This is a genomic window from Labilibaculum manganireducens, assembly GCF_963665805.2.
Lineage (GTDB): Bacteria > Bacteroidota > Bacteroidia > Bacteroidales > Marinifilaceae > Labilibaculum > Labilibaculum manganireducens.
Genome location: NZ_CAXXEE010000003.1, coordinates 2,544,823 through 2,571,095, shown reverse-complemented (window position 1 = coordinate 2,571,095; position 26,273 = coordinate 2,544,823). Strand labels below are relative to the sequence as shown.

Here is a 26,273-nt window from a genome sequence, read left to right as displayed (position 1 = left end):
CTCCTAAGCAATGTTTATTTCGCAGTTGATTTTTAAAAATTGTGTAAACGTAGTACAATTACTGATGATATTACGATCTATTCACTCAATTAATTGTAATTGTTACATATATGGTGATTTTTATTCGTGCTTAATTTCAAACAGCAGATATTGATAGCTTGAAATGTTTAGAGACAATCCATTTTCAGATGCTTCTTTGCAGGTAAGCTTATGCTCAGCATTTGATTGTTTATTAACAAAATACAATTCTTCCGGACGTTGAATCTTCATTGTTTCCAAGGCGTGTGTTGGTATCTTTACTTGTAAATGCTGTGTGTGATCATCAAAATTACAAATCACTAATAGTTTTTGATTCGCGGTATGCCGCAGAAAAGCATAAACTTTATCCGAATTAAAGATATTTGAATCCGTGTTTTGCCACATAATATCATAAAATTCACCAAAGACAATAGCGGGCAGTTGTGCATATTTTAGAATGTCACGATAGGCTGTTTGCAGTTTTTTTTGCTGATCAGATAATAATTCACCATCAAACCTGCCATCATTCATCCATTTTTGATGTTCGGGTAAATTCCAGAAATCGAATATGGTAGATCGCCCGTCAGAACCACTATAACCGGATATTTCCATTCCTGTTTCAGCAAATTCCTGTCCCGAATACATCATCACAGGTCCTCGGTGCATGCAAAGCGACAGCATCATCCCCGGAAGGGCTTTAATAGGATCTGAAGCAAAATAAGGCGAAGCAATTCTTTGTTCATCATGATTTTCCAGAAACCGAAGCATGTATTCGTCCAGATTGTTTAAGGATTGCCAGCATTGCGAAATATCTCTGGCTGCACGTTCTCCGCGAATTACTCCTTTTAGTGTATCATACAAACCTACTTTGTCGTACAGGTAATCGAATTTTCCGTTTTTAATATAAGTTTCGTATAAATAAGGATTGTATACTTCGGCAATAAAAAGGATATCAGGAAATACTGATTTTATTTCCCCAATTACCCACTGCCAAAATTCTACGGGTACCATTTCCGCCATATCACAACGGAAACCATCAATTTCTTTTTTTGCCCAATAGAGCAAAATGTCTTTCATTTTTATCCAGGTATCTGGAATTGGATCAAAATGGGTGGAGTGTCCATTCTGATAATCGACACCATAATTTAGCTTAACGGTTTCGTACCAATCGTTTAGTTGCGGATGGGCAGTAAATTGATCATTTCCGGTTGCTTTTGCAGGATACTCCTGATAATCTGTATTCGGAAACCGATTTCTTATTTCATCAGACAGATGCAATTGTTGGTGCGGTAAATAGTAGAAGTTGTTAGTGGCTGAAAATGCCTTACTGCCATCATCTTGGTCACCGAAATCAGAAATACCTTCCGGTTTTGCATCCGAATGATATTCCCGGGCCAAATGATTGGGAACAAAATCGATAATTACCTTCATATCGTTCTGATGGGTTCTGGCAACAAGATTTTGAAACTCCTTCATTCTTTCATCTACATCCTCGGCCAAATCAGGATTTACATCGTAATAATCTTTAATTGCATATGGAGATCCTGCTTTTCCTTTAATCACTAAAGGATTTCCATGAGGGATTCCAGCATCAGGATAAGCTTCAACAATCGCATGCTCGATGATTCCGGTATACCATACATGAGTAATTCCAAGTTTTTTTATTTCCTGAAGTGCTGTGTTGCTGATGTCATTGAACTTTCCGCTTCCATTTTCGCTTCGGGAACCATCAACAACAGGCTTCGTGTTTTTGTTTCCAAATAAACGGGGAAACAATTGATATATAATTGGTTTGCTAATGCTCATATTTAAAAGATACTTTTTGAAGGAATATACTTGAATACCAAAGCTGTTCTACTTGGTAAATAAAGATATACCCTGTGGTTTTTCGACATTGAAGCTTCAGGTTTGGAATAGTAAAGCAGACTGCCATCCACACGATCGAAGCCTCCGTATTTATTCTCGTCTGAATTAAGCACAAGCTGATATTTACCTGATTTTGCAGGAATTCCATAATAGGTAAATGATTCGCTTGGATTGAGGTTGAAAACGAAAAGTAAATCTTTTCTCAGAACAGCCAAAACTTGATTTTGCTGATCGGATTGAACACAATTGATATAGGGGTCGTGAATGAATTCCTCTTTGTTTTGCAGAGCAATCATATCTTTATCAAACTCATTTAAATCTTCGAAGCGTAAGAGGTGATTATCAACCAAGCTCCATTGGCGCCGTGCATGTTTGTAGGACCAATTGTTACCTAAACGAGGAAAATCAATCCATTCTGGATGTCCGAATTCATTTCCCATAAAATTTAAGTAGCCGTTTCCGGAGCAGGAAAGGGTCAACAATCGAATCAATTTATGAAGAGCAATTCCACGGTCGACCACTAGGCTTACGCTTGATTTGTCCATGCTGTCATACATGGCCTTTTCAATTAAACGGAAAATAAGCGTTTGATCGCCAACTAAAGCCTGATCGTGAGATTCTGCATAGCTAATGGTTTTTTCTTCGGCTCGTTTGTTGGATAATTCGTAAAATATATTGCCTACATTCCAGTCTTCATCATGTGTTTCCTTAATCAGCTTGATCCAATAATCGGGAATTCCCATGGCTAATCTAAAATCAAACCCCAAGCCTCCATCCTCCAAAGAAGATGCCAAGCCGGGATATCCGCTCATTTCTTCGGCAACACTAACCGCATTGGGATTGTATTCATGAATCAACTTATTGGCTAAGCTCAGGTAGCAAATTGCATCCTCATCTTGCCCGCCGTCAAAATACATTTCATAGCTGGTAAAATCTCTCGATAAACCATGATCGTAGTAAAGCATACTTGTCACTCCATCAAAACGATATCCATCGAAATGATATTCTTCCAACCAGTATTTGATATTGGATAACAGAAGGTGAAGAACTTCATTTTTCCCATAATTATAACACAAAGAATCCCATGCGATGTGTTCTCTTCGTTCATCTGCATGAAAAAACTGATGTGGCGAACCATCGAAGTTACCAATGCCTTCCAGTTCATTTTTTACCGCATGCGAGTGAACGATATCCATAATTACCATGATGCCTAAAGAATGTGCTGCATCAATTAGTTGTTTCAATTCTTCGGGAGTTCCGAAGCGGGAAGAGGCTGCGAATAAGCTGGAAACATGATATCCAAAAGAGCCATAGTATGGATGTTCCTGAATGGCCATTAATTGAATGGTATTGTAACCGGCGCGGTGAATTCTGGGCAATACGAGTTCACGAAATTCCTTATAAGTGCCAACGCTTTCTTTTTCCGTAGCCATTCCAATATGGGCTTCATAAATAAGCGGCGATTTGTATTTGACTCTATTGGTATCAGATTTCCATTCAAAAGGCTTTTCGTTTTGCCACACTTGAGCTGAATAAATAAGCGTATCAGGATCTTGTACCACTCGTGTGCACCAAACAGGAATACGTTCTCCTTTTCCTCCCGGCCAATAAATCAGCAATTTATATAAATCAGCTTGTTTAAGTGAGGTTAGCGGAAGTTTCAACTCAAAATTACCATTGGCAATTTTTTCAAATCGATAGTTCGATTGCTCTTTCCAGTTCGAAAATTCACCAATAAGATACATTTTATCGGCATTTGGAGCCCATTCCCGGATAATCCAATTTTCAGAATCACGATGGAGACCATAATAATGATGTCCATTGGCAAAGGCTGAAAGCGTAGTTTCTGTTAGTTCCTTTTCCTTTTGGGAAGCTGCATTTAATCTTTTTTGAATCACATATTGATAATCGTACAACATGGGATCCGAGTCAACTATTTTAAGATGTTTAATCATAAGCGGTATAAGAGTTCCGGATTTGGAAGTGAGTCGCTGGTGCAACAAGTTTAAAGATACAATTTATCTGATGTAATTATTTTAAAAAGGAGTGAAGTTTTTGAGATTTTTTCCTTGCAGATAAAGAGGTTGAGTTGTGTGAATGCAGCAGTCTTTGTCCAGCAGCAAATATTTCTGAAAATAGTTTATCTCCTCGTTAATTTCAATCTGTTTTCTTATCTTAATCGGATCAATAGATATATGTATATGTACGGGGGAGAAATATAATTATATGAGATCAGAAAAATTTCAAAATGAAGTTGATTTAAAGTACAAATTGTACAACAGTATATTTTTGACCCTGCCACTGGATGGTATTCATAAAACGGGAATATTAATTCCCATTTTAAAAGAAGAATGCTCGAAGGGATTGGAGACAGGAAAATCACCGGTTGAAATATTCGAGGATTTTTTTGAGAAGCAAACCTCCTTTAAGACAGAGGAGGAAGAATTTGATTTCATGTTTCGGGTAATTCATTACATCGAAAGACAGGTGGTTTTGCTGGATGCAGTGGAAGATGCAGTCTTTGACAAAATGAATGATTTAGATGGTGCCGGTAGTTTGAAAGCATTAAAATCGAAGATCAAACAAACTGGCAAATGGGAGGATTTTAAAAATAATTTAGAGCATTTTGCTGTGCGGGTTGTGCTAACTGCTCATCCTACGCAATTTTATCCCAGCACAGTTCTTGCCATTATTAATGATTTGATAAAAGCCATTCAAAAAAGCGATTTACTTCAAATTAAGTTATTGCTTACCCAGTTGGGGAAGACACCGTTTTTTAAGAAGGAACGTCCTACACCTTATGATGAGGCAAAAAGTTTGAGCTGGTATCTTGAGAATATATTTTATCAGTCGGCTTCAGGTTTGTATTCGGAATTGTTAAAAAGCGAAGACTTTTCCAATGAAAAAGTTGGTTCTGTAATCTCATTTGGTTTTTGGCCGGGAGGCGACCGTGATGGAAATCCTTATGTAAATACTGAAACAACGCTGAAAGTTGCAGAGAGGCTTCGGTATATTTTGTTTTTGAATTATTACAAAGATTTGAGACTTTTGCGCAGGCGCTTAAGCTTTAAAGGTGTGCATGAGTTAATTGTAAATTTGGAAGAAAGGGTTCTTACTGCTTTGAATGATAGTGATAAAAGTGCAGGAATCACTCTTGCTGAGATTAATGATTGTTTGAATAAAATTGAGAAAATAGTAGTGGAGCAACACGATGGTTTCTTTCTTGATTTATTGAGGAAGTTTCAGAATAAAGTGAAACTGTTTGGTTCTCATTTTGCTAATATTGACATCCGGCAGGATAGTCGGATTATTGGTAAAGCTTTTGATGTTTTGCGTAAATCTTCTACCTTTTTAACGAATCAAATTGGCGATGCTCCTCTTGAAAGTTTATTTGAAGTAAAAGGATCAGTTAGCTATTTTAAAACAGAAGATGAGGTGAGCAGAGATACGATAAGTGTTTTTTCTACCATGAAAGAGATTCAGGAAAGAAATGGAGAATTAGCTTGTAATCGATTTATTATCAGTAATTGTCAGACTTCTGTTGATATAGCCCGGGTTTATGCTATGGCTAAGCTTTGTGCCTGGGAAGATTCTTTGCCATTAGATATTGTGCCGTTATTCGAAACGATTGATGATTTGTCGAAAGCTGATGAAACAATGAGGGAATTGTTTGAAAATAAGGTATACTATCAGCATTTGATTTCGAGAGGAATGAAGCAAACCATTATGCTTGGCTTTTCGGACGGAACCAAAGATGGGGGTTACTTTTCAGCAAATTGGAGCATTTATAAAGCAAAAGAAAATATAACACGACTGGCACGCGAAAAGGGAATTGTAGTTGTCTTTTTTGACGGACGCGGGGGACCTCCGGCACGGGGAGGAGGAAACACACACAAATTCTATTCTTCTCTTGGGAATAATATCGAAAATCAGGAAATACAGGTAACTATTCAAGGTCAGACGATTAGTTCGAAGTTTGGAACCAAGGCGTCGGCTAAATATTATCAGGAATTACTGATTACCGCCGGATTGGGAAATCGTTTGTTCGAGGATCAAAGTAAACAATTCAGCACAGAAGACAGAGAAATAATGGAGGCTCTTTCGCAATACAGTTTGGAAGAATATCAGCGATTTAAATCATCGGATAAGTTTGTGCCTTATTTAGAGAAAATGAGTGCTTTGAAATACTATGGAGAAGCAAAAATAGGTAGTCGTCCCAGTAAACGAAATGCATCAGCGGAATTAAATTTTGACGATTTGCGGGCAATTCCTTTTGTAGGAGCCTGGAGTCAGATGAAGCAAAATGTACCTGGTTTTTTTGGTGTAGGAGCATCCATAAAGAGGTTGAAAGAAGAAGGACGAATGGAAGGGTGTAAGAGTCTGTATCAGAATTCTCTGTTTTTTAGAACTTTGGTTGAAAACAGTATGCAGTCAATAAGCAAATCATATTTTTCATTAACACAATACATGCAAAATGATGAAGAATTTGGTGAATTTTGGAATTGGATTTATATGGAATATCAATTGAGTATTGATATGTTATTGGAAGTATCCGGACAAGAGGAGATTATGGAATTATCACTGGAGTTAAAGGATTCGATTCATTTAAGGGAAGAGATTGTATTGCCTTTAATATGCATTCAGCAATTTGCGCTGATGAAAATCCGTGAGATGGATTTATCTGGAAATATTGATCAAAATAAATATAACATACTGCAAAACTTGGTTATTCGATCACTTTATGGTAATATTAATGCCAGTAGAAATTCAGCCTAAATTAGTTTAAGAAATTTTACTCAATACTAACAATTTTCTAAGTCGAATATCGTTTTCTTTGTAATTGAGAAACGAATTAAAACAAAAAGAATCCCAATGAAGTTGTACAAAACATTATTTTCAACTGCCCTTTTCATCTTGTTTTCATCTGCCATATTTGCGCAGACAACAGAAACTTCTAACGAAGTAAAAACAGAAGTGAAGAAGCAAGAAACAACTAAGCAGGAGGTTACTACTCCAGCTGTTGCGAAACCTGCCGTAAGAAAGCCTGTCAAAGCATATCTTGATGAAGGAACCATTAAAGAGCAGTTTGATTATATGATGACAAAATCCAATCGGTATGAGGATTATAAAGTTGTTAAAATTAGCTCTTTAGAAAAGTTTCAGTCTAATGTTACAGATTCGTTGAATTTTGTAAAAAAGAATTTGTCGGATACAAAATCTTTGCTTGAAAATCAAAATACAGAAATTGGTTCTCTAAAAAAAGAATTGCAAACAGTAAAAAATCAATTGGAAGAAACGATTAATTCAAAAGATAGTATGAGTCTGTTGGGAATGCAACTGCCAAAATCGACTTACAATACCATCATGTGGATTTTAATTTTTGGATCGCTTGCGATTGCTGGTTTGTGTTTCTTTTTGTTTAAAAGAAGTAATGTTGTAACAGTAGAAACCAAAGAGACTCTGGAAGATGTACGTGAGGAATTCGATACTCATCGCAAAAATGCACTTGTTCGTGAGCAAAAATTGGCAAGGAAACTTCAGGATGAGGTAATAAAAAATAAGAATTTAGGTTTATAGCAATCTACTTTTATAGAAGCACAAAGGATCGTCTGAACAGTCGATCCTTTTTTATTAATAAAGGCAACATAATCCTAAGTATTTAGAGTTGTTTTTTTAGTGAAAAACCTTTTGAAAAGAGCAGTACATCAACAAAAGACAAAATCACAAGCGACATCCCAAATTTGCAATAGAATATGCAGTAAAATTTATCGTTAGCTCTCAATGGATAAGCTGATCATCCAAAGGGAAAATATTACATAATCAATAAACAATATTGAACTAAGGAGGGTGGGTTTTTAATAATTTTTTCGTTTACTGTAAAGTCACACCCTAAGTTACGGGTATAATAATTGCTTATTGTGAATGTTTTATCATATATTTGTGATATATATTACATTATTATGTTGCAGCGATCAGATACCTTTATTTTTTCGAATTGTGAAACTTGTGCAGACAAATCTTGTGCTGTTCAAATGCTTTCTAACGATGACTTGTCTTTGTTATGTGATAATTGTTACGAAGCTTCATTTGAAAAGGGAGAAATTATATTGTCGGAAGGTGCTTTGGCGAACTATGTTGTATACTTAAAAAGTGGTCTTGTGAAAGAATATGGAAAAGGTGATCAGCATCAGGAATATATTCTTCAGGTTATTAAACCTCATTCTTATCTCGGCTTGCATTCGATTTTTAGCGACACTATAACTCACTATTCTTATATGGCTTTAACCAATGTAACTGTTTGTTATATCAAGCTTCCTGTTTTTTCAGCTTTTATTAAAGAAAACGGAAGGTTTGGATATGAGATTTTGTCTTCGGTATGTAATGATAGTGTGAGGAATTATCATCGTTTTATCGTTCAGCATCAAAAAAAGATTTTTGGCAAAGTTGCCGATGCCCTTTTGTATTTTGCAAATGTGATTTTTAATTCTCCGAATTTTATCTTACCACTTAGCCGTAAAGAAATTGCTTGTATGATTGGAACCAGTCGGGAAAGTGTGTCGAAGCAGATTTGTGGTTTTGAATCCGATAAGATTATAAAAGTAAATGGCCGTTGTATTTCAATACTGAATATGGATAAATTAAAGCAAATTAGCCGTGTAGGGTAATTCATTCCTTTTTTTAATACCTAAATGTTGGTATTTATCATCTCTTGTTTTTTCCCCATCTTTACTTATTGAAAGAGCCTGACATGATGTTTCCGGCTTTATTTTATATTACCTCTGGAAAGAGATTCTGCGTTATTAATTTTGAGTTTTATATGAATTGGCTGAAGAAAAACAGGGGATGGATTTTAGTTTGCATCATTGCGTTTGTTCCTTTGTTGAGCTTGTACGAATTGGCAAATTTTAATTTTGAGAATAACAATTATGATTTTCTCATTTTTGATGATTACGAATTATCTCCCGAACTAGCTGAGAAAATGGATGTTGATGCAATACCGGGTATTAAATATGCGATTCATACTACAGGAAAATGGGGCATTCGTTTTCTGATAGCCATTTTAATGTGTACACCTGTACGTATTCTTTTTGGATGGACAAGTAATTTGCGTACCCGTCAGGCAATTGGTATAACAACAGGAGTTTATGCCCTTTTGCATTTTTCTTTTTTTATCAAGTACGAGGGATTTTTAGCCATTTTTAGTGAAGTAAAACTTGTAACCGGATTCTTGGCTGGAATTATTGTATTTGCTCTAATGATAACATCCAATAAAAGGTCTATGAAGTTATTGAAAAAGAACTGGAAAAAACTTCACAAATTGGCGTATGTGGCTGCAGGTTTGGTCGTTTTGCATGTAATACTGCTGGAAGAAGACTGGCTTGTTTATGTTGGTTTATTGGGGTTGGGTTTTATAATCAGATATAAACCAATACGTTCGCGTTTGGAAGAATTACGAATGAAAAAAGCTAACGGGCTTTAGGCTTATTTTTGAATGCAGTCTGCAAAAGCCTACAGCAATTCCTCTGGTTTTCTTATAAGAATTTTTCTTCTATTGTAAGTGATACTGCAATTTCGTTCTAACTTATTAAAAGTTGATGTAAGCGTTTGTCGTGTTGTGGCAGTAAGGTTTGCAATATCTTGATGCGTTAGGTTTAACCTGATTTCACGTTCATCTCCAATTTTAATTCCATGCTCTTCTACTTATGGAAAGCTTTAATCTTAGGAAAAATTGCTATTTTCAAGTCTTCAAACCCCAACTAATCTAATAGCCCTATGAAATTATTGTTGAAAACGAAGATACAGTATCTCTTTTTGCTCCTATTTGTTTTTTTATTATCGTGCTCATCTCACAATAAATCCGCTAACTCGATTAGTGTTTTTGCGGCAGCAAGCGTTATTGATGTGATGAATGAAATTGCTCACGAGTTTAAGAAGGAGACAGGAATAAGTGTTCGTCTGAATTTTGCGTCATCGGGCATATTGGCCAGACAAATTGAAAGCGGTGCTGAGTTCGACTACTATGTTTCGGCCAGCAGGGAGTGGATGTATTATTTGGATTCGTTGCAATTGGTGGATCGAAATTCGATTCGGAGCCTGGTTGAAAATAGAATGGTGGCTATTGTACCTATCGAGAATACAGATTTGTATCTGGATTCTGTTTCCATAGTTAATTTTCCCGATTTATTCAAAGGTCGAATCTCCATTGGCGATCCGGATCATGTTCCTGCAGGTAAGTATGCCAGACAAATCATGATAAATAATTCGTGGGAAAATAGACTTGCCAAACGAATATTACCTGCTAAGGATGTTAGAGATGCCCTTTTTATGGTTGAGATGGGAGAGGTTGAAATGGGGATGGTATATTCATCAGATGCAAAGAAATCTAAAAAAGTGAGAACAGTTTATGAATTTGCAGTGATAGATTGTGATCCAATACTGTATTACGGTGCAGGCAAAATAAATTCAGATAAAAAGCTGGAGGCATTCGTTGCCTTTTTAAATGAGGATAAAGCCAAATCTATTTGGAAAAAAAATGGTTTTAAAATAGACTAATTATGGAGCATTGGTTCGTATTTTCGGAAACAGAAATGAGTGCAATCGGTCTTTCGTTTAAAGTGGCTTTGTGGTGTGCTGTTTTGGTTTTACCCATTGCTGTTTTGATGGGCTGGTGGCTGGCCCGTAAAACTTTTCGGGGAAAATCTTTAATTGAAGGATTTATAAATTTACCCTTGGTTTTACCGCCTGTTGCTACTGGTTTTATTCTGTTGCTTTTATTAGGAACAAAAGGACTGATTGGTCACTGGTTGAACGAGCTCCTCGGAATCAGAATCGCCTTTACTTATTATGCTGCCGTAATTGCTTCCATGATTGTTTCTTTTCCATTGGCTGTGCGTGCCATTCGGCTTTCCATTGAAATGGTTGATCCTGGATTTGAAGAAGCCGCGAAAACTTTGGGAGCCAGTACTTTTCAAAGTTTTGTTAGGGTGACTTTACCATTGGCATTGCCTGGTATTATCAGTGGTTTTGTACTCTCATTTGCAAGATCATTGGGTGAATTTGGCGCCACCATTATATTTGCAGGAAATATTTCCGGTGAAACTCAAACCATTCCATTGGCTTTGTTCAATCAGATTCAAATGCCTGGTATGGAAAGTTCGGCATTTAGATTGCTTTTGGTTGCAGTGCTTTTTTCCTTTTTGGCTATGGCTTTTTCTGAATATTTGGTGAAGAAATTACACAAGCGAAACTAAGTTTGAGAATCCGTTTGTGAGAATTAGTTCTAATTTAATAATCAATTGTTTATGCACGCTTTGTCGGCACATTTAAAACGTAGTAAGGGCGATTTTTATTTGGATATTGAAGTAGATTTTATTCAAGGAATCACGGGAATCTTTGGGCCGTCTGGGGCAGGAAAAACAACTTTAATGCACTTATTGGTTGGTTTAGAAAAGCCCGATGAAGGATTCCTGAAAATTGAAGAAACTACTATGGTAGATACTTTTAAAAATATTTACGAACCGGCCCGAAATCGTAAAGTTGGATATGTGTTTCAGGAAGGAAGATTATTTCCGCACATGAATGTTCGGAAAAATTTACTTTTTGCAGCAAAGTACATCCCGAAAGGGAAACAAGTAATAGAATTTACCGAACTGGTCAATTTGCTGGAACTAAACAATTTGCTTGAAAAAAGACCCAAACAATTATCAGGAGGAGAGAAGCAACGGGTAGCCATAGGGCGTGCTTTACTGAGTTCTCCCAAGCTTTTGCTGATGGATGAACCTTTTTCATCGTTGGATGTGAAGCTGCGCCGGCAGATTATTCCTTACCTGATTAAGATCAATCGAAAATTTAACATTCCCATGCTTGTAGTAAGTCATGATTTGCCTGATTTACTAAGTTTGACGCGGGAGTTGTTTTTGCTTAAAAACGGACGCGTTCTTGGGCACGGAAACTATCTTGATTTGATTGAGCAGGAGAATATGCTTGATGTAATGCGGGGTGCCGGTTTAATGAATGTAATTCAATTTAAGGTTGAAGCTCACGATAAGAAAAATGGATTAACTATTTTATCGAACAAAGATGCCAGTGAGGAGATCAGAATTGAGCGGGAAATGGTTTTGGATTGCTGCCAGATTGGTGATGAAATGAATGTGTCGCTTCGTCCTGAGGATATTGCCTTAACATTGGAGGAAATTCCCAATATTTCTATTCGAAATCAGTTGCCCGGAACGATCGTAAAAGTGATTCAAAAAGAGAATCGTAACTATTGTCTTGTTGATGTTGGCTTTAAATTATTGATTTCGATAACTCACGCTTCCCTTTTAAAAATGGAACTTTCCGAAGGAAAAAAAGTTTGGTGTTTGTTTAAATCGATGGCTCTGCAAACAAATACCTAAATTAATTAGGAATTAGAAATTAAGAATTGCAAAATTAAATTTTGTACTCATTGCTCATTGGTATTTTTTGCAAAGCGGACGCAGCATTCCCTCTAATCCGTTTAGTTTTATTTCGTACATGGATGCAAGCATTTCGCCTAATTTTCCGGGAGGAAAACCTTTTTGCCGGTACCAAACCAAATAAGGCTCAGGAATATCAATTAGATATCTTCCTTTGTATTTTCCATAGGGCATTCTCATTCGAATTAATTTGATTAACTCTTCGTTCATTAAATCCCCATCTATATTGTCCATATCCTTTTGTAGATTGTTTTGCACAAAGATATTTTAGAATTTATTATAATAAGAAAATTATGCATCAAATTTACTATTGACATTCTCTTTAATTTTTCCATAACTTTACAAATGATTTTTAAACAGATGGAGATGAATGCAATAGAAAAACAATATATAGATCTGAATATTTTGTTGAAGTGGCAGGAAAAAGTTGATCTGTTGGAGGATTTGTTGAAGGTGTCAGCAATTCTGATTATGAAACTGCATCCTCACGAACTGGAAGTATTAGTTAGTTCCCAAAGTGAAGATAATCCTTATTTGATAGGAGATAGAGGAGAGTTAAGTATTGGTTCCTACTGCGATTCGGTTGTTGCCGGCAAAACTAAAGTTCATATTAAGGATGCTGCTGAAGATGATTTATGGAAAGATAAAATGAAATGTAACAGTGGAATGTCCTGCTATCTTGGGATGCCAATTTTTTATCCGAACGGGGAATTATTCGGAACGTTCTGTGTGTTGAATAAGGAATGCAGAGAATTTGATGATTTGGATCATAAATTGGTCGATCATTTCAAGGAAAGTATCGAATCAGATTTGGTTATTGATGAGCAGAATGATATCATTCGGAATTCTTCAATTTATTAACCGGAACTATTCGGCAAAACCACCACCTATCAATTTATCGCCAATATAGAATGCCACGGGTTGTCCGGGTGCAATGGCCCATGCCGGATCTTCCAGTTTTACTTCCAGTTCCGTATCGTTGTTAATTTGCAGACTGCTGTATCTTTGTGGATTTAGTCCCAGACCCCGCACAATGGTGCTGATGTTCGGTAATTTACTATCCTCAATATCATTAAAATAATAATTGGAAATTTTTAAATTCATTCGATTCAAATCATCTTTCTTTTCCAGAATAAGCGTATTGGTACGGGCATCAATCCGGCTCACCATCAAACCTGATTTTTCTTTCAGATCCAGCCCCCGTTTCTGACCGATTGTGTAGTATGGATATCCATCGTGCCAACCCAAATGATTGCCTTTTGTGTCGGTTACGTTTCCGCGGCCTATCTTTTGATCCAAATCAGGAATCATCTCCTGTAAAAAATCACGGTAATCCATACGATCCATAAAGCAGATGCCCATGCTTTCTTTCTTTTTTGCCACTTCTTCGAAACCAAAATCCCCGGCTATTTCCCGAACCTCTGTCTTGGTATATTTTCCAAGTGGAGTAAGGGTTCTCGACAAAATATCCTGTCCTAAATTCCATAGGAAATACGATTGGTCTTTGGCTGGATCTTTGCCTTTGCAGATATAATATCCGTTGGACTCTTTGCAAATCTGAATGTAATGACCGGTAGCAATAAATTCGCAGTTTAATTCATTGGCTTTTTCCAGAAGCAGCTTCCATTTTAGTTGTGGATTGCACTGAATACAAGGACTGGGAGTTCGTCCGGCCATATATTCATCCAAAAAGAATTGAATAATGGTATCACGAAATTCTCTGCGTGCATCAATCACATGATGTTCGAGACCTAATTGCTGTGCCAGCTTTTGAGCATCAACAATAAAATCGGGCAGTGGATCACCAGGATTAAAGGAATTATCTGTACTAAAAAACCAAAGAGAAACACCAATAACATGGTAGCCTTGTTCCTTTAGCATCATTGCAGCAACCGACGAATCGGTTCCTCCGCTCATTCCCAATACCACCCTGGCTTTTTTGTCCATCTCCTCGTTCATATAATTCTCCATTTTGTCATCCGATGCAAAAATATCTCTTTAAAAGCTGATAACAAAATAAGTCTTGTCGGGCGAATCATAATGATTATCGAAAAAATAAGAGGGTTTTGTGGCTTTTTCCTATTTTTGGGCTAAATAAAACAAGTATTAACAACAAATCGCATAAAATGAACATTAAAAAATTGTCAGGTGGAATTCTGAGCGCAGGTTTGGCTCTCTCCATTATGGTAGGATGTGCAGAAAAGGCGCCAAAAGGTGCAGGAGTACTTAAAAAAGAAGACATGAACCTTGCAGTAAATCCAGGTGATGACTTTTTTGAATATGCCAATGGAACCTGGATGAAAAATACTCCAATTCCTGAAGATAGAAGTCGATACGGCGCTTTCGATATTTTGGGGGAAAGTGCCAATGGTGCTGTACATGATTTATTGGAAGAAGCAGCAAAAACAGAAAATGCCGAAGCGGGAAGTAATCTCAAAAAGATTCAGGATTTCTACGCAACGGGTATGGATCTTGAAAAAATTAATTCTGTTGGAATCAAACCATTGCAGCCCGAATTTGAAAGAATTGCGGCTGTTTCGAATCCTGTTGATTTGCGTCACACATTGGTTCATCTGCATAAAATGGGCATAAGTACTTTGTTTGGTGCCGGTGTTGAGCAGGACATGAAAAACACAACAGTGAACCGGATGTATTTGTCTGAAGATGGTATTTCCTTACCGGATCGTGATTACTACACAGCAGATAACGAAACGAGTGCGAACATTCGCGTTGAGTTTGTGAAGCACGTTGCTAAGATGTTTGAATTGATTGGTGAAAATGCAGATGCAGCAAAAGCAAATGCGGAAACAATTATGAAATTTGAGACCCGCATGGCAACCAAATTCAATACTAATCTGGAAAACAGAAATTATCCAGCCATGTACAACCCTAAAACAGTTGAAGAATTGGCTGCAGAATATCCAAATTTCGACTGGGCTGCTTATTTCAAAGAAATAGGTGCTGATATTAAAGAGTATGTAATTGTTACTCACCCAAAATACACAGCAGAGTTGAATAAGATGTTGGCAGATGAAAAACTGGAAGACATTAAATTGTACTTGAAATGGAGAGTTCTTGATGAATCGGCCGGTTATTTAAACACTGAGCTTGAGAAGCAAAACTTTGCCTTTTTTGGTACAGTTCTTTCGGGAACAAAAGAGCAGCTGCCACGATGGAGACGTATGTCATCGGCAACAGGAGCAGTGTTGGGCGAAGCTATTGGTCAGTTGTATGTTGAGAAATATTTTCCTGCCGAGGCAAAAGAGAGAATGATTAAATTGGTTGACAATTTGAAAACTGTTTTGCGTGGAAGAATTGAGAAGCTGGATTGGATGAGTGAAGACACCAAAAAAGAAGCATTGGCAAAATTGGATGCTTTTGGGGTGAAAATTGGTTATCCTGATAAATGGGAAGATTATTCGAAACTGCAAGTAGGTACCGATTCGTATGTGCAGAACATGTGGAGAGCTTCCGAATTTGAGTACGAGAAAAATATTAAAAAATTAGGCGAGCCTGTTGATACCAAGAAATGGGGCATGACTCCGCAAACTGTAAATGCATACTATCACCCAATGTTGAACGAAGTAGTATTTCCAGCTGCAATACTTCAACCTCCTTTCTTTTATAAGGATGGCGACGATGCTGTAAACTACGGAGCAATTGGTGTGGTAATTGGTCACGAAATGACTCACGGCTTTGATGATTCGGGCCGCCGTTTCGATAAGGAAGGAAACATGAGAGACTGGTGGACAGAAGAAGACACAGATAAATTCAATGCAAAAGCACAGAAATTAGTCGATCAGTTTGATGGGTTTAAGCCATTTGATGATGTTCATGTTGACGGTAAATTAACATTGGGCGAAAACATTGCCGATTATGGTGGATTAACAATTGCTTTGGAAGCCTACAAAATGTCGTTAAAGGGAAAAACACCTGCTGATGTGGATGGTTTTAACAACATGCAGCGTTTCTTCCTTTCTTATTCAAAAGTTTGGAGAGGAAATGTAAGAGACACTTATCTAAGAAAATTGATTAAAGAAGATGTTCACTCACCAGGAAAATATCGCGTGAATGGCGGATTATTCAATATTCCAGAATTCTATACTACTTTTAATATTGGTCCTGAATCTCCTTTGTACCGTACCGAAGAGCAAAGAGCTAAAATTTGGTAGGCTGAAAATTAGTACAAAGTAAATAGTAATCGGACTGATTTACTTGATGTATAAAAATACAAACCGTCTCGGGAAACTGAGACGGTTTTTTTATTTGAATTCAATTCAACAGAAGAGTGTACTCTGTAAGTCCTGTGTAATATAAAAACTTTCAATAATAGAATGTTAAACTACACTTCGAATGGTCGAAAGCATTGATGGGCATGTATATATTACATTTATCGTGTTGTTTGGCTTCTGATTATTTAGACGATCACTTTTCCCTTTGCAGGATCAGTTTTGAAAATGGCTGTTTTACTTTATATAAATGGGTATCTGCTTGCGTGGATGTCCATTTTAGCAAAATACAAAGCCCTCTCACTTTCGTGGATGTTCATTTCACACGCACACAATCGCCCCGGAGTTTCACAAATGCCCATTGTTGTGGCACACTACCTCTTCGGAGTTTCGAAAATACTGGTTTTAGTCACACACAATGCCCATATTTTTTTGGGAATGCCCATATTCATGCAATGCAAGCCTTATCCGGCAAACGAGATGCCCATTTTTGTAACACACACATGCCTCGGAGTTTCGAAAATGCCACCCTTGTGTACTCTGTAAGTCCTGTATCATATGAAAACTTTAAATAACGAGCTGTTAAATAATGTTTCGAATGCCGATATCAACAAGGAGAAAGAGACAGTCTACGAAACTGTGTCTAAAGACCTTAATCAATAATTAATACGGTATCGTCTTTTTTGTTGTTTAATTCAGTTTCTCTGCCTCGTAGATATTCAGTTCGTTTTTTACTTCAAGCAAACCTTTCACTTGGGCGATGTATTCAATCATGTGCTCAGCATTTAAATGCTTGTCGAGAGCTGGTTTAGATTCCCAACGCTCGAATAGGAAAAGTTCCGAATCAGAAGTCAGCTTTTGGTGAAGTTCGTACTCCAAACATCCGTCTTCTTGTCTCACCAGCTCGGCCACATTATTGAATGCATTAATGAAATCCTGCTTACAGTTGGCTTTAGGTTTGATTTTTACATTTACGATGATCATGATATTTCTATTAAATAACGTTGGTTTTCAGTCTTACTTTATTTTTTATTCGCAGCAAAGTTAAATTATTGTCTTTATGATCTGAATTTTTAAACTTGGTGCTTTTGTTCTTCTGTTTGTTATTCAATTTCAAATCCATTAAAAGTCTCAAACTTCCAAATCTCAATTGCACTCTTAATAGGCAATTCGTAAGGTTTGTAGTTGCGGTTCGAGGATACCAAGAGGAGTGTTTGGTTTTTCTCCAACTGTTTGTAAACTACTTTAAAAACAATCCCATCTTCAAGTGTTACTATAATGCAGGGAGTGCCATCTTTAATTTGTTCCCAGTTTTGAATATAAGAAGCAGTTACCCATGCACCTTCGGGAATTGGCAGCATCGAATCTCCGGCAATTTGAAACGTTCGGTAGGTTTTGTCTTTAGGCAGAAAGGGCAATGAGAATTTTGGCAGTGAGCTGATAAACTCCAAATCGCCGTAGCTGTTTGTATAGCCTGCCTGTGCTTTTAGCGGAACCATTTCAATATTTTCTTCACGATCACGATCAATCGATATGGTGAGCAGGCGTAATTTTTTTCCGGTAACATCAATATCGAATCCATCTTCTATCTGCGAAAGCTGAAATTCCGACAGCTCTGCTAAATTGTAGCGCAGCAATGCATCTATTGATACACCAAAGTATTCGGCGAATTTAATCAATACCTTAAACGGTGGCTGAACATTTTTTTCATATCCTGCCAAAGTAGTTCTTGTAATGTCCAGTTGTTCAGCTAAACTAAGTTGAGATTTCTTTCTCCGCTGACGCAGGAACTTAATATTTTCTGCAAAAAACATAGCTTCTTTTTTTCAAAGATAGCAATTAATGACTAAATTATAGTCAGAATAATGACGAAAATATCGACAATTGGTGAGAAAGACAATATTGCATATGGATTTGGATACTTTTTTTGTGTCCTGTGAACGGCTTTTAGACAGCAGGTTGAATAATCGTCCGGTACTGATTGGAGGAACATCAGACAGAGGTGTTGTGGCTGCCTGTAGTTACGAAGCGCGTGTGTATGGCATTCATTCTGCCATGCCTATGAAAATGGCCAGGCTATTATGCCCGGGTGCTGTTGTGATAAGAGGAGACAGCGGGACTTACAGTAAGTTTTCCGACATGGTGACTGAAATTGTAAAGGAACGCGCACCTGTTTTCGAAAAATCATCGATTGATGAGTTTTACGTGGACATTACCGGAATGGATCGTTTTGTGCAGACCAGTTATTTGTGGTCGAGGGAATTACGGGAAAAGATCTTAAAAGAGACGCATTTGCCCATTTCTTTTGGACTTTCTACGAGCAAAACGGTTTCGAAGGTGGGGACAGGAGAGGCCAAGCCCAATAATCACATCGAAATTCCGGAAGGAAACGAAATGCCTTTTTTGGCACCGCTTTCCATAAAGAAAATTCCTATGGTGGGCGATAAAACCTATCACAAACTGCGAAGTATGGGTGTAGAGAAAATACGAACCGTACAGGAAATGCCCGTGGAACTGATGGAACGCGTATTGGGTAAAAACGGTACGGTAATCTGGAAAAAGGCACAAGGAATTGACAATACTCCTGTAGTGGCCTGGAGCGAGCGAAAATCCATATCCAGCGAGCGGACTTTCGAGAAAGATACCACCGATGTGATCAAATTACGCAGTTTGTTGGTGGCTATGGCCGAAAATCTGTGTTATCAACTGCGAAATGGAAACAAACTAACTGCATGTGTGACGGTTAAGATCCGATATTCCGATTTTCAGACGTATACGAAACAGAAGCGAATTCCCTATACATCTTTAGATCATACGCTCATCGCCGTAGTACTTGATTTGTTTGAGAAGATGTATGAGCGCAGAGTATTGATTCGTTTGATTGGTGTTTGCTTTAGCTATTTGGTGGGCGGAACGTATCAAATTCGTTTGTTCGAGGATTCGGAGAAGCTGATTAAATTGTATCAGGCCATGGATCTGGTGCGCAACCGTTACGGACAAAGTGCCGTGAAACGTGCCATTGGAATGGGCGCAACAACAATTGGAGGGATGAACCCTTTCAATGGTCAAACACCAATTATCCCGGCACACTGAATGAGAATCAGTGAGAATTAGTAATGATGAATTAAGAATTATGAATTAGTAATTATGAATTAGTAATTATGAATTACGGCTTGCTCTGTTTGACCTTTCAGGACTATTGTTGAATTCTCCCTTTTCAGGGGAGATCCCGACAGGGAGAGGGGTGTTGAGTCAAGCAAATGATGAATTAAGAATTAGTAATTATGAATTACGGCTTGCTCTGTTTGATCTTTCAGGACTATTGTTGAATTCTCCCTTTTCAGGGGAGATCCCGACAGGGAGAGGGGTGTTGAGTTAAGCAAATTAGGAATTAGGAATTAAAAATTATGAATTAGTAATTATGAATTACGGCTTTCCAGACTTTGCCTGTTTTTACCCCAAACCTCTCGTAAAGGGGCTTAAAAAGAGTGCTGAAATTTAAATTAATAAGGAAAAGTCCCCTTTAGGGGATTTAGGGGTAATAATTAATGACTCTTAAACCCTTCCAGACTTTTTAGACTTTACAACCATGCTTTTAAATTGCCATAGCTACTACAGTTTTAAATACGGAACACTTTCTGTCGAAGATCTTTTAAAAGAGGTTACTGCAGGAGGATTTACGACTATTGCCTTAACGGATATCAATAATACCGCAGCAAGTCTTGATTTTGTAAGGCAATGTGCGAAGTTTGGTGTTCGCCCTGCGGTGGGAATCGATTTTCGGAATGGAATTGAGCAACAGTATGTTGCAATTGCTAAAAATTCAGATGGATTTCGTGAACTGAATGAGTTCTTAACACTTCATTTGCACGAAAAGAGAGCGTTTTTACCGAATGCACCCAGTTTTGAACATGCCTGTGTCGTTTATCCTTTCATTTCAGAATTTAGAGATTTGAAGGAACACGAATACTTGGGTGTGAGCCCTCAGGATTTACTTCGTTTGCCGTTTACTGTATGGAAAAATAATCAGCATAAGTTGGTGATTTTGCAAACAGCGAGCTTTCGCAACAAACGCGATTACAACATTCACAGGTTGTTGCGGGCCATCGATAAGAATACCTTGTTAAGCAAACTGCCCAAGTCTGAACAGGCTGATTTTGAGAATCAATACCGAAGTAGAAGTGAACTTTTAGAGATTTACAGGGAGTATCCAAAAATTATTGAGAATACAGAAAATTTATTGAATTCCTGCAATATGGAGTTTGAGTTTGGAAGCAACAAAAACAAAAAGCGTTTTACCTCTTCCGAGGAGGAAGATTTTGAACTGTTGAAGCGTGAGGCCTGCGAAGGATTAAAATATCGTTACGATCAGGTAACCGATGAGATTTTAGATCGCCTGAACAAGGAATTGAAGGTAATTCGGGAGTTGAGCTTTTGTTCCTATTTTCTGATTAACTGGGATTTGGTAAAATATGCTATGAGTAAAGGATATTACCATGTAGGACGGGGAAGCGGCGCCAATAGTCTGGTTGCTTACCTTCTGAGAATCACTAATGTTGACCCGGTTGACTTAGATCTTTACTTTGAGCGTTTTATTAATCCCTTCCGAACATCGCCACCCGATTTTGATATCGACTTTTCCTGGACTGACAGAGATGATGTAACCCGGTATTTGTTTGATAAATATGGTTGGGATCGTGTAGCCTTACTCGGTACTTTTATTACTTTCAATCATAAATCAGCTTTTCGCGAAATTGGTAAGGTATTTGGTTTGCCCGATGAAGAGATTACCCGCTTGCAAAAGAATCCAAATTCAGCAGAAGCTGATGAATATGGCAAATGGGTAATTCGTTACAGCCAGTATATTGCAGGTTTTCCGAGTCATGGAAGCATCCACTCCAGTGGGATTTTAATTGCAGATAAACCAATAAACAACTATTCAGCAACCGAACTTTTGCCCAAAGGTTTCCCGTCTACTCAGTTCGATATGTATATTGCTGAAGATTTGGGCTTGCACAAGTTCGATATTCTGAGTCAGCGGGGATTGGGTAAAATTAAAGACACGCTTGCCATTATTAAGCAAAATCATGGCATTGATATCGACATTCACAACACCAAATTGTTTATGGAAGATGTGCGGATAAAGCGCATGTTAAAAAGGGGTGAAGCTATCGGCTGTTTTTATGTGGAATCGCCGGCCATGCGTATGCTTTTAACCAAATTAAAGGCCGAAGATTACAAGCGGTTGGTTGCCGCAAGTTCCATTATCAGACCTGGAGTGGCTAAGAGTGGAATGATGCGCGAGTACATTCTCCGCTTTCAGGATGAAAACAGAAGGGAAGAGGCCAGGCGTGAAATTCCCGACCTATACCGCATATTGGAGGAAACTTACGGTGTGATGGTGTATCAGGAAGATGTGATTAAAGTGGCGCATTATTTTGTCGGTTTATCGCTCGACGAAGCAGATGTTTTGCGCAGAGGAATGTCCTGGAAATTTAAGCAGCGAAACGAGTTTGCGAAAGTTCGCGACAAATTCTTCTCTAATTGCAGGCAAAAAGGCTATGCAGATGCTGTTGTGCAGGATATTTGGCGGCAGATTGAAAGCTTTGCCAATTACGCTTTTGCAAAAGGACATTCGGCCAGTTATGCGGTGGAGAGTTTTCAGGCGCTGTATTTAAAAGCATATTATCCATTGGAATATATGGTGGCAACGCTGAACAATGGCGGTGGTTTTTATTCTGCACAACTCTACTTGCATGAAGCGGTAATGCATGGAGCCACGGTTAAAGCACCTTGTGTAAATCGAAGTTCTTGGGAGAATCGAATTCAGGGAAGAACAATATGGCTGGGTTTCTATCTTTTGCATGATTTGGAAAGAACAATCGGAAAAAATCTGATTAATGAGCGGAATGAGAATGGCATATTTACAAGCTTGCGCGATTTTGTGAATCGATTTCCTGTTAGTTTGGAGCAATTAATTGTTTTGATACGGGTGGGAGCCTTTCGTTTTACCGGAAAAGGCAAAAAAGAATTGCTTTGGGATGCTCATTTTCTGTTGGGACACAGCAAAAAGATCAAGTCCGAAAAAACCTTGTTTCAAACTGAGGTGAAAGAGTTCAAGCTTCCGGATCTATGGAAACATCACTTGGAAGATGCCTTTGATGAAATTGAATTGCTGGGTTTATCCATACAGTCGCCTTTCGAATTGCTGAAGGATGAGCTTCCTTCCGATTTAAAGGCATGTCATTTGCCTCGACTGATTAATCGGTATGTTCGCATTGTTGGCTTTTTGATTACTCGAAAACCAACCAAGGCCAGCAATGGCAAAATCATGTATTTTGGAACCTGGATCGATTTGGATGGACATTGGATCGATACTGTTCATTTTCCACCTGTTGCCAAAGAGTATCCGTTTCGTGGGCCGGGTTGCTATTGCATAGAAGGAAAAGTAATTGTGGAATATGGATTTTTAAGTATTGAAGTGAGCAAAATGGAACGGATGCAAAATTTGAGTTTAGACGATGTGACAAAGTAATTATGAGTTATTAATTATGAATTACGTCTTGTCGTATTGCTTTAGCTCAGGGGAGCTAAATCCTGAATTCTCCCTTTTCAGGGGAGATCCCGACAGGGAGAGGGGTGTTGAGTCAAGAAAATTAGGAATTAAAAATTATGAATTAGTAATTATGAATTACGTCTTGTCGTATTGCTTTAGCTCAGGGGTGAGCTAAATTCTGAATTCTCCCCTTTTGAGGGGAGATCCCGACAGGGAGAGGGGTGTTGAGTTAAGCAAATTAGGAATTAGGAATTACGGCTTGCTCTGTTTAATCTTTCGACTGTTCAAGACTTTTCTAGACTTTGTTTCTTATCAACTCCTTATTAATTGCTTTCACCAAAGCAGGCCCTTCGTAAATAAAGCCAGTGTAAATCTGAACAAGAGAAGCTCCTGCATCCAGTTTTTCCAAAGCATCTTCTTTTGTCAGGATACCTCCAACACCAATAACAGGAATTTTCCCGCCGGATTTTTCATGTATGTATCGAATCACTTGCGTAGATTTTTCACGAAGTGGTTGTCCGCTTAATCCGCCGGCACCAACTTGTTTTATTCTGCTTTCCGGATACGACAATCCTTCCCGTGAAATGGTTGTGTTTGTTGCAACAATGCCATCAATTTTAGTTTCCTGAACAATTTCGATGATATCATCCAATTGTGAGTTGTTTACATCGGGAGCAATCTTTAAAAGGACAGGCTTCGTTTTTTCTTTGCTTCTGTTTACATCCATAATTTCATTCAAAAGCCTCTTTAAAGGTTCCTTTCCCTGCAGTTCTCTCAGATTAGGAGTGTTGGGAGAACTTACGTTTACTACAAAGTAATCTACATAAGGATATAAGGCATCAAAACACTTTAAGTAATCATCAGTAGCTTCCTCGTTAGGCGTATTTTTATTTTTGCCAATATTTCCACCAATTATTACATTGGTTCTTTTTTTCCGCAAGCGTTCAACAGCCTCTTCAACACCTTCATTGTTAAATCCCATACGATTTACCAATGCTTTATCATTAACAAAACGAAACAAACGGGGTTTTGGATTTCCTGACTGTGCTTTTGGAGTAAGTGTTCCAATTTCAACAAAGCCAAAGCCCATACTTCCTAAAAAATCGAAAGCTTCCGCATTTTTATCCAATCCTGCAGCCAAGCCAACTGGGTTTGGAAATTTTAAGCCAAAAAGCTCCCTTTCAAGGGATGAACTTTCAACTCTAAACTGCGCAGAAACAATAGAACGGATAATTTTCGATTTCTGGAAAGCCTTAAAACAGGTAAATGTAAATCGGTGAATTGTTTCAGGATTGAACTGAATTAAAAGGGGGCGTATTAATAATCGGTATAAACTCATCTAAATATAAATTTTAAACAAAGATAGTAAGGAATATGAATAGAAAAAGAGTTTTAAGTCTTAATTGTTTGTTTATGATGAGAAATTGCCTGGCAAATAACAGTACAATAATTAGTCAACATAACTTTTTTTTTAATGATTATTTTTATACTTTCGTAGTCGTTTTGAAAATACCTCTTGTTGTAGGGAGCTAATAAAAGTTTAAAAAAGTAAGGATTTACAGAAATATGATGATTAAAAATGATTTTGAAAGCTGGTTGAAATCATCCGCGGGTAAATTTGTAGTGATCTATACGAAAGGTCATTCCACAGAAAGAATGAAGAATTTTCTTAATGTATTACGTATTTTATTCGGGCTGATTGCTATCAGTTGCATTTTAGTATTGCTAAGCGGGAATTTTATAAATATTGGTCAGGTGATAGGAAAGGATTTAGGGATGGAAAGCATTCAGGAAATTGTTACCAAAAGTCCGGGTTTATTTAATTTGCTGCTATGGCTTTCTACCTTGTTTTCATTACTAAGTTTATGGATAATGAAGATGCTTAGGAGCAGTAGAAAGCATATTGCTGAATTTTACTATTTTTGGGATAGGCATATTGAATCCGGCAGAAAATTATTGAAGGAAAATTCGTAACTAGTTTAGTTTTTTTTTGTTTTCACTTTGGTTAAGTTATTAATAGGCAAACACTATGAATTTATTAAAAGAAATACATTTAAATCTGTTTCAGTTAAATATATTATTGGACGAAGAAGAGAAAGAAGCCTATCGCTATATTGTGCAGGAAGGTACTTACTGTGTTCATTGTAAGGATGTATGCATTGAAGGAGTTGAGGTGAGGGAAAATATCCTTAATGATATGAATGATATTTTAATCAAAGGGGTCTGTAAAAAATGTGAAGGGTATGTAAGCCGCTTTATTGAATACGGAGAATTTGAAGATTTTGTTGAAAGAGCAAATTCATTTCGTAAAGCAATAGGAGAATAAAATAATAAACGATAAGCTTTATGGTTTATCGTATAAAATATATAAGAATCCAGTCTGGTTGAAAACAGGTCTGGATTCTTTTTTTGCATAAGTTGAGTTGAATCTGATACAGGGAGTTTATTCTACTTCATAAAGCAGAATAAAGAAAATATACTTCATTAAATAGGAAAACTAAGTCCGATAATGCTGGTTTTTTATCAAAAAATGCTTTGTTTTGTAGCCTTGAACTAAAAAAATAATAATCATGATTAGAAAATATCTACGTCTTATAATTGCTGGAATCTTATTTTTAGGATCTATCGCTCTTTTTATTAATAGTTTAGTGTCTGCGGGAATATGGATTCTTTTACTTTCCGGTTTGTTTGTATTAAGCTATTTTAAAAATGAAATGAACCTAATCGCATTCTATTTTGTGAGGAAAAATAAGTTTGAGTCTGCAGGTAAGATGTTGGGGCGAGTTAAAAATCCAGGGAATATGATTGCAGGTCAGGAAGCGTATTACTATTATCTTTCCGGTTTGGTTGAAGCACAAAAGCAAAAAAATACACAGGCCGAAAAACATTTTAAGAAAGCTTTAGAAACTGGTCTTCGCTTGAAAACTGATCAGGCAGTTGCTAAATTAAATTTGTCAGGAATAGCTCTTTCGAAACGAAACAAGAAACTGGCAACATATTATTTGCAGGATGCCAAAAAGCTTGATAAGCAAAAAATGTTGACGGCACAAATCAGAGAAATAGAAGGCATGCTGAAACGCATCTAAGTTTTCTTTATTCAGATTTTGGAATTATTCAATTGCAAATGATATAATCAGACCTGGCAGA

At 37.4% G+C, this 26,273-nt stretch carries 22 protein-coding genes; 14 read left to right on the top strand and 8 right to left on the bottom strand.

Features of this window, described 5'->3' with window-relative positions; all coding sequences use genetic code 11:
* Positions 1-120: 120 nt before the first annotated feature.
* Entirely contained in the window at positions 121-1,824 is a 1,704-nt protein-coding gene (locus ACHZAX_RS09910) for an alpha-amylase family glycosyl hydrolase (protein WP_320018992.1), read from the bottom strand.
* A 2-nt stretch (positions 1,825-1,826) separates the two neighbouring features.
* The gene (locus tag ACHZAX_RS09905) at positions 1,827-3,839 is read right to left on the bottom strand and encodes an alpha amylase C-terminal domain-containing protein (protein ID WP_320018991.1); all 2,013 of its coding nucleotides are present in this window, start codon (positions 3,837-3,839) and stop codon (positions 1,827-1,829) included.
* 271 nt (positions 3,840-4,110) lie between these two features.
* On the opposite strand from ACHZAX_RS09905, the gene ACHZAX_RS09900 reads away from it, so the two are divergent.
* From ACHZAX_RS09900 to ACHZAX_RS09885, 4 genes are all read left to right on the top strand, one after another.
* On the top strand, positions 4,111-6,660 hold the full coding sequence (locus tag ACHZAX_RS09900) for a phosphoenolpyruvate carboxylase (RefSeq protein WP_320018990.1): 2,550 nt from the start codon (positions 4,111-4,113) through the stop codon (positions 6,658-6,660).
* Between the two features lie 96 nt (positions 6,661-6,756).
* Complete coding sequence (locus tag ACHZAX_RS09895) at positions 6,757-7,461, top strand: hypothetical protein (protein ID WP_320018989.1); 705 nt, start codon at positions 6,757-6,759, stop codon at positions 7,459-7,461.
* A 455-nt stretch (positions 7,462-7,916) separates the two neighbouring features.
* The gene (locus ACHZAX_RS09890) at positions 7,917-8,549 is read left to right on the top strand and encodes a Crp/Fnr family transcriptional regulator (protein WP_320018988.1); all 633 of its coding nucleotides are present in this window, start codon (positions 7,917-7,919) and stop codon (positions 8,547-8,549) included.
* Positions 8,550-8,701: 152 nt separating this feature from the next.
* Positions 8,702-9,364, top strand: a complete 663-nt coding sequence (locus ACHZAX_RS09885) for a ferric reductase-like transmembrane domain-containing protein (protein WP_320018987.1) — start codon at positions 8,702-8,704, stop codon at positions 9,362-9,364.
* A 29-nt stretch (positions 9,365-9,393) separates the two neighbouring features.
* Here ACHZAX_RS09885 and ACHZAX_RS09880 read toward each other — a convergent pair whose 3' ends face one another.
* Entirely contained in the window at positions 9,394-9,546 is a 153-nt protein-coding gene (locus tag ACHZAX_RS09880; protein ID WP_394698304.1) for a helix-turn-helix domain-containing protein, read from the bottom strand.
* 111 nt (positions 9,547-9,657) lie between these two features.
* Here ACHZAX_RS09880 and modA point away from each other — a divergent pair, with 111 nt between their 5' ends.
* The 3 genes from modA to modC are packed head-to-tail and all read left to right on the top strand — an operon-like array spanning position 9,658 to position 12,281.
* Positions 9,658-10,437 (top strand): molybdate ABC transporter substrate-binding protein, encoded by a 780-nt coding sequence (gene modA / locus ACHZAX_RS09875; protein WP_320018986.1) that lies wholly within the window; start codon positions 9,658-9,660, stop codon positions 10,435-10,437.
* Positions 10,438-10,439: 2 nt separating this feature from the next.
* Entirely contained in the window at positions 10,440-11,135 is a 696-nt protein-coding gene (modB, locus tag ACHZAX_RS09870) for a molybdate ABC transporter permease subunit (RefSeq protein ID WP_101308546.1), read from the top strand.
* A 51-nt stretch (positions 11,136-11,186) separates the two neighbouring features.
* A complete protein-coding gene (gene modC, locus ACHZAX_RS09865) occupies positions 11,187-12,281 on the top strand; it encodes a molybdenum ABC transporter ATP-binding protein (protein WP_320018985.1) in 1,095 nt (364 codons plus the stop codon).
* Between the two features lie 54 nt (positions 12,282-12,335).
* Here the strand turns inward: modC and ACHZAX_RS09860 are convergent, their stop codons facing one another.
* Positions 12,336-12,599 (bottom strand): DUF3820 family protein, encoded by a 264-nt coding sequence (locus ACHZAX_RS09860; protein ID WP_289531015.1) that lies wholly within the window; start codon positions 12,597-12,599, stop codon positions 12,336-12,338.
* A gap of 108 nt (positions 12,600-12,707) precedes the next feature.
* Here ACHZAX_RS09860 and ACHZAX_RS09855 point away from each other — a divergent pair, with 108 nt between their 5' ends.
* Positions 12,708-13,202: a GAF domain-containing protein gene (locus ACHZAX_RS09855; RefSeq protein WP_180327199.1), complete on the top strand. Its 495-nt coding sequence runs from the start codon at positions 12,708-12,710 to the stop codon at positions 13,200-13,202.
* A gap of 6 nt (positions 13,203-13,208) precedes the next feature.
* On the opposite strand, the gene mnmA is transcribed toward ACHZAX_RS09855, so the two are convergent.
* Positions 13,209-14,312 carry a tRNA 2-thiouridine(34) synthase MnmA gene (gene mnmA, locus ACHZAX_RS09850; protein ID WP_320018984.1) on the bottom strand — a complete coding sequence of 368 codons (1,104 nt, stop codon included), beginning with the start codon at positions 14,310-14,312 and terminating at the stop codon, positions 13,209-13,211.
* A 155-nt stretch (positions 14,313-14,467) separates the two neighbouring features.
* On the opposite strand from mnmA, the gene ACHZAX_RS09845 reads away from it, so the two are divergent.
* Positions 14,468-16,513 (top strand): M13 family metallopeptidase, encoded by a 2,046-nt coding sequence (locus ACHZAX_RS09845; RefSeq protein WP_320018983.1) that lies wholly within the window; start codon positions 14,468-14,470, stop codon positions 16,511-16,513.
* Positions 16,514-17,260: 747 nt separating this feature from the next.
* On the opposite strand, the gene ACHZAX_RS09840 is transcribed toward ACHZAX_RS09845, so the two are convergent.
* On the bottom strand, positions 17,261-17,554 hold the full coding sequence (locus ACHZAX_RS09840) for a putative quinol monooxygenase (RefSeq protein ID WP_320018982.1): 294 nt from the start codon (positions 17,552-17,554) through the stop codon (positions 17,261-17,263).
* Positions 17,555-17,673: 119 nt separating this feature from the next.
* On the bottom strand, positions 17,674-18,384 hold the full coding sequence (locus ACHZAX_RS09835) for an XRE family transcriptional regulator (protein ID WP_101308539.1): 711 nt from the start codon (positions 18,382-18,384) through the stop codon (positions 17,674-17,676).
* 73 nt (positions 18,385-18,457) lie between these two features.
* Here ACHZAX_RS09835 and dinB point away from each other — a divergent pair, with 73 nt between their 5' ends.
* Both dinB and ACHZAX_RS09825 read left to right on the top strand, forming a co-directional pair.
* Positions 18,458-19,663, top strand: coding sequence for a DNA polymerase IV (dinB, locus tag ACHZAX_RS09830; RefSeq protein ID WP_101308538.1), 1,206 nt, complete (start codon positions 18,458-18,460; stop codon positions 19,661-19,663).
* Between the two features lie 496 nt (positions 19,664-20,159).
* Positions 20,160-23,105: a DNA polymerase III subunit alpha gene (locus ACHZAX_RS09825; protein ID WP_320018981.1), complete on the top strand. Its 2,946-nt coding sequence runs from the start codon at positions 20,160-20,162 to the stop codon at positions 23,103-23,105.
* 316 nt (positions 23,106-23,421) lie between these two features.
* Here ACHZAX_RS09825 and ACHZAX_RS09820 read toward each other — a convergent pair whose 3' ends face one another.
* Complete coding sequence (locus tag ACHZAX_RS09820; protein ID WP_320018980.1) at positions 23,422-24,465, bottom strand: quinone-dependent dihydroorotate dehydrogenase; 1,044 nt, start codon at positions 24,463-24,465, stop codon at positions 23,422-23,424.
* 227 nt (positions 24,466-24,692) lie between these two features.
* Here ACHZAX_RS09820 and ACHZAX_RS09815 point away from each other — a divergent pair, with 227 nt between their 5' ends.
* The 3 genes from ACHZAX_RS09815 (at position 24,693) to ACHZAX_RS09805 (ending at position 26,212) form a co-directional block, all read left to right on the top strand.
* A complete protein-coding gene (locus ACHZAX_RS09815; protein ID WP_320018979.1) occupies positions 24,693-25,100 on the top strand; it encodes a hypothetical protein in 408 nt (135 codons plus the stop codon).
* Positions 25,101-25,155: 55 nt separating this feature from the next.
* Complete coding sequence (locus tag ACHZAX_RS09810; RefSeq protein ID WP_101308534.1) at positions 25,156-25,452, top strand: hypothetical protein; 297 nt, start codon at positions 25,156-25,158, stop codon at positions 25,450-25,452.
* A gap of 244 nt (positions 25,453-25,696) precedes the next feature.
* A complete protein-coding gene (locus ACHZAX_RS09805) occupies positions 25,697-26,212 on the top strand; it encodes a hypothetical protein (RefSeq protein ID WP_320018978.1) in 516 nt (171 codons plus the stop codon).
* Positions 26,213-26,273 lie beyond the last annotated feature (61 nt).